We start from the raw sequence: 2,897 nt of genomic DNA, 5'->3' as shown, positions 1-2,897 counted from the left end.
TTGCCGTCGCGGCTCAGCTCCAGGTGGATGTGGTTGGTGATGCCCGGGTACTTGAGCGACAGGTCCTGCGCCAGCGCGATCGGCTGGCCGGCCTGCACATCGCCACAGACCAGGCCCTCGGCGTAGAAGATCTTCACGCGGTAGCCCGTCCACTCGCCGCGACCGTGGATCACCAGCCCCCGCATGAGCCGGTCACCGGGGTAGGGCCGTGCCTCGCGGACCACGGTGCCGTCGATGGGCGAGAACACGGCCTCGCGCGGCGTCGTCACCACGTCCAGCCCACGGTGCGTTCGCGTGCCGCCATCGCGGCGCGCGCCGTACTGCCCCGACCCGAACTTGTCGTGCGTGCGGCTTCTCTGCTGTCTGACAACGAAGCGGGCGATCGGCATGGCGTGCTCCCTGGCGTGGCTGCGGTGGCGCAGCTTCGCTTGGGAGCGGGGCAGTGTCATCCGCAAGCTTGAGGACGCAGCCGGCTCAAGCACCTGGGGTGAGCAGGCCGTAAACGTCGTGCAGCGTGGCGATGAGTTCCGGGACATCGTTGCGCTCGTCGTCGAAGTGCACCACATGCATGCCCAGGGCCCGTGGGGCAAGCAGGTTCTCGGGGCTGTTGTCGATGAAGAGGGTGTCACCCGGCGCGAGGCCCAGCAGCCCAAGCGCATGCTCGAAGATCCGCGGGCCGGTCTTGTCGGCACCGACCTCGGCCGACACCACGATGGGGTCGAACCAGGCTGTCAGGTTCCAGTGCGCCTTGAGGCAATCGAGGCGGTCCTTCTTGTTGTCGGTGACGATGCCGACCGCATGCTTACGCCGAAGGTGCCGCGCTAGCGCCAGCATGTCGGTGTGGCGGGGCGTGCTCTCGAACGCCTCTCGCAGCAGCGAGATGTCGATCCGGCACCCCAGCGCCGCGCATACGTCGGGCCAGATCGCCTCGTGCGTTGTGCGCCCAAGGTTGAGGTCGGCGTTGTAGGGCTTGAACGCATCGCGCAGGCGCTCGTGGGCCATGCCGGTTCGCCGGCTCAGATGGCGCAGCGTCGTGAGCGAGCCGGTCTTGTCGCGGGTGAGCACGCCGTCGAAGTCGAACAGCACGGCCTGGATCCTCACTCGAGTGCCCCCTCGCCCCGGCGCGGAATGCATTTGCATGCTGTACAGATCACGCACGTGCGCACTTCGTCACCGTGTCGAGCGTGCGCGTGGTGATGTCCTTGCCGAAGGTTCGTTCGAGCACGTTCATGAACACCGGCCCCTTGTCGCCGGGCACGTAGACGGAAAACACCTCGCTGCCCTCCACCTTGAGGATGCGCGCGCCGTCGCGTTCGGGCGGCAGGGCGATGGGCGCTTCGAGCGGCTGGCGCAAGAAGGTGACGACGCATTTGCCTTGCGGCGGCAGCTTGAACGCGGCGAAGGGCTGCGCGTCGAGCAGCGCCTGCAGGTGGCGCAGGGGCCGCACGAAACTGCCGAAGCTGTGCCCCAGTTCGGCCAGCATGGCGCGCTCGGCACGCTTCTCCAGCGCACTCGGCGCCGATGAGCGCGCGTCGAACACCACGTTGCCGCTGGACAGCAGCGTGCGCACTTCGGTGAAGCCGGCCGTCTCGAAGACGCGCTTGAGCTCCGGCATCTTGGCGTTGAGCGGGCTCACGCCACGCAGCAGGGCGACGTAGCGGGGCATCTCGTCAGCCCCCCGATGCCGCCATCTGCCGGTACACGTCGGGCTTGAGGATCTCCATCATCCGCGACGGATTGGCCAGCTCGCCGAAGCCGAACTGGCGGTACAGCCCGTGTGCGTCCTTGGTGCCGAGGATGAAGCGCCGCAGGCCCTGCAGGTCTTCGTGCGACTGCACGGCCTGCATCAGCCGCTTCGACAAGCCCCTGCCGCGGTGTGCCTCCAGCACGAACACGTCGGCCAGGTAGGCGAAGGTGGCGCGGTCGGTGACCACGCGCGCAAAGCCCACCTGCTCGTCACCGAGGTAGAGGCCCAGGCACAGCGAGTGGGCGATGGCGCGCTCGACCACGCTGCGCGGGATGCCGGGCGACCAGTAGCTGCGCGTGAGGAAGCCGTGGATGGTGTCGATGTCGAGCCGCGTCTTGTCGGTCGAGATGGAATAGTCGGTGGGTGCGCTCATGCTCTCTTTCACTTCAGCACGTAGCTCGCGAGCACGGCCTGCACCTCGTAGATGCTCAGCCGCTTGTTGAACTGCTTCTGGATCGGTGCCGGCGTGCTCGAGATCCAGATGTTCAGCTCGGCATCAAGGTCGAAGGTGCCGCCGGTCTCGATGCTGAAGTGCGTGATGCTCCTGTAGGGGATCGAGTGGTACGCGACCTTGCTGCCCGTCACGCCCTGCTTGTCGACCAGCACCAGGCGCTTGTCGGTGAAGACGAAGTAGTCGCGGATCAGCTGGTACGCGTGCTCGATGCGCTCGCCCGGCGCGAGCAGGCGGCCGAACTCCGATTCGATCTTGGTGGCGTCGATCTTCGACGCGTTGCCCAGCATGCCGTCCAGCAGTCCCATGTGCGCCTCTCCCGGTTGCGCTGACATTCTGACGGACGCGCGCCAGTCACCGCGTTCTGGACACGGGCACTGCCTTCGTGGTGACATCCCCGCTCCACCCACCCGACGGAGACCGCGCGATGACCCAGGCTTTCACACTCCCCTGGCGGCATGCCGCCGCCGCGCTGCTCGCGGCCTGTTGTCTCGCCACCGCGCAGGCGGCCTCGGTCGCCCCGGTGGCAGCGCGCAACGGCATGGTGGTCACGGCGCAGCACCTGGCCACACGCGTGGGGGTCGACGTGTTGAAGGACGGCGGCAACGCTGTCGACGCCGCCGTGGCCGTGGGCTACGCGCTGGCGGTGGTGTACCCGGCCGCCGGCAACCTGGGCGGCGGCGGCTTCATGACGCTGCA

The 2,897-nt window shown here is 67.8% G+C and carries 6 protein-coding genes; 1 reads left to right on the top strand and 5 read right to left on the bottom strand.

The features are described from left to right. The 5 genes from VFL64_RS02095 to VFL64_RS02075 all read right to left on the bottom strand — a co-directional run. Positions 1–389: hypothetical protein (locus tag VFL64_RS02095; RefSeq protein ID WP_489538724.1), on the bottom strand; the 389-nt coding region annotated here is incomplete at its 3' end. An 85-nt stretch (positions 390–474) separates the two neighbouring features. After that, complete coding sequence (locus tag VFL64_RS02090; protein WP_489538723.1) at positions 475–1,086, bottom strand: HAD family hydrolase; 612 nt, start codon at positions 1,084–1,086, stop codon at positions 475–477. A gap of 64 nt (positions 1,087–1,150) precedes the next feature. Continuing rightward, entirely contained in the window at positions 1,151–1,666 is a 516-nt protein-coding gene (locus tag VFL64_RS02085; RefSeq protein WP_489538722.1) for a DUF1697 domain-containing protein, read from the bottom strand. A 4-nt stretch (positions 1,667–1,670) separates the two neighbouring features. Further along, a complete protein-coding gene (locus tag VFL64_RS02080; RefSeq protein WP_489538721.1) occupies positions 1,671–2,120 on the bottom strand; it encodes a GNAT family N-acetyltransferase in 450 nt (149 codons plus the stop codon). 8 nt (positions 2,121–2,128) lie between these two features. Next, positions 2,129–2,506, bottom strand: coding sequence for a PH domain-containing protein (locus VFL64_RS02075; RefSeq protein ID WP_489538720.1), 378 nt, complete (start codon positions 2,504–2,506; stop codon positions 2,129–2,131). Between the two features lie 119 nt (positions 2,507–2,625). Here VFL64_RS02075 and VFL64_RS02070 point away from each other — a divergent pair. Continuing rightward, positions 2,626–2,897: gamma-glutamyltransferase (locus VFL64_RS02070; RefSeq protein ID WP_489538719.1), on the top strand; the 272-nt coding region annotated here is incomplete at its 3' end.

Source organism: Rhizobacter sp. (genome assembly GCF_035702065.1).
In the GTDB taxonomy this organism is placed as follows: domain Bacteria; phylum Pseudomonadota; class Gammaproteobacteria; order Burkholderiales; family Burkholderiaceae_C; genus Rhizobacter.
This window is presented reverse-complemented; position numbering and strand designations above follow the sequence as displayed.

Coding starts and splice junctions, on each gene's coding strand:
- VFL64_RS02085 (WP_489538722.1), bottom strand. CDS start 1,666: ATGCCCCGCTACGTCGCCCTGCTGCGTGGCGTGAGCCCGCTCAACGCC.
- VFL64_RS02080 (WP_489538721.1), bottom strand. CDS start 2,120: ATGAGCGCACCCACCGACTATTCCATCTCGACCGACAAGACGCGGCTC.
- VFL64_RS02075 (WP_489538720.1), bottom strand. CDS start 2,506: ATGGGACTGCTGGACGGCATGCTGGGCAACGCGTCGAAGATCGACGCC.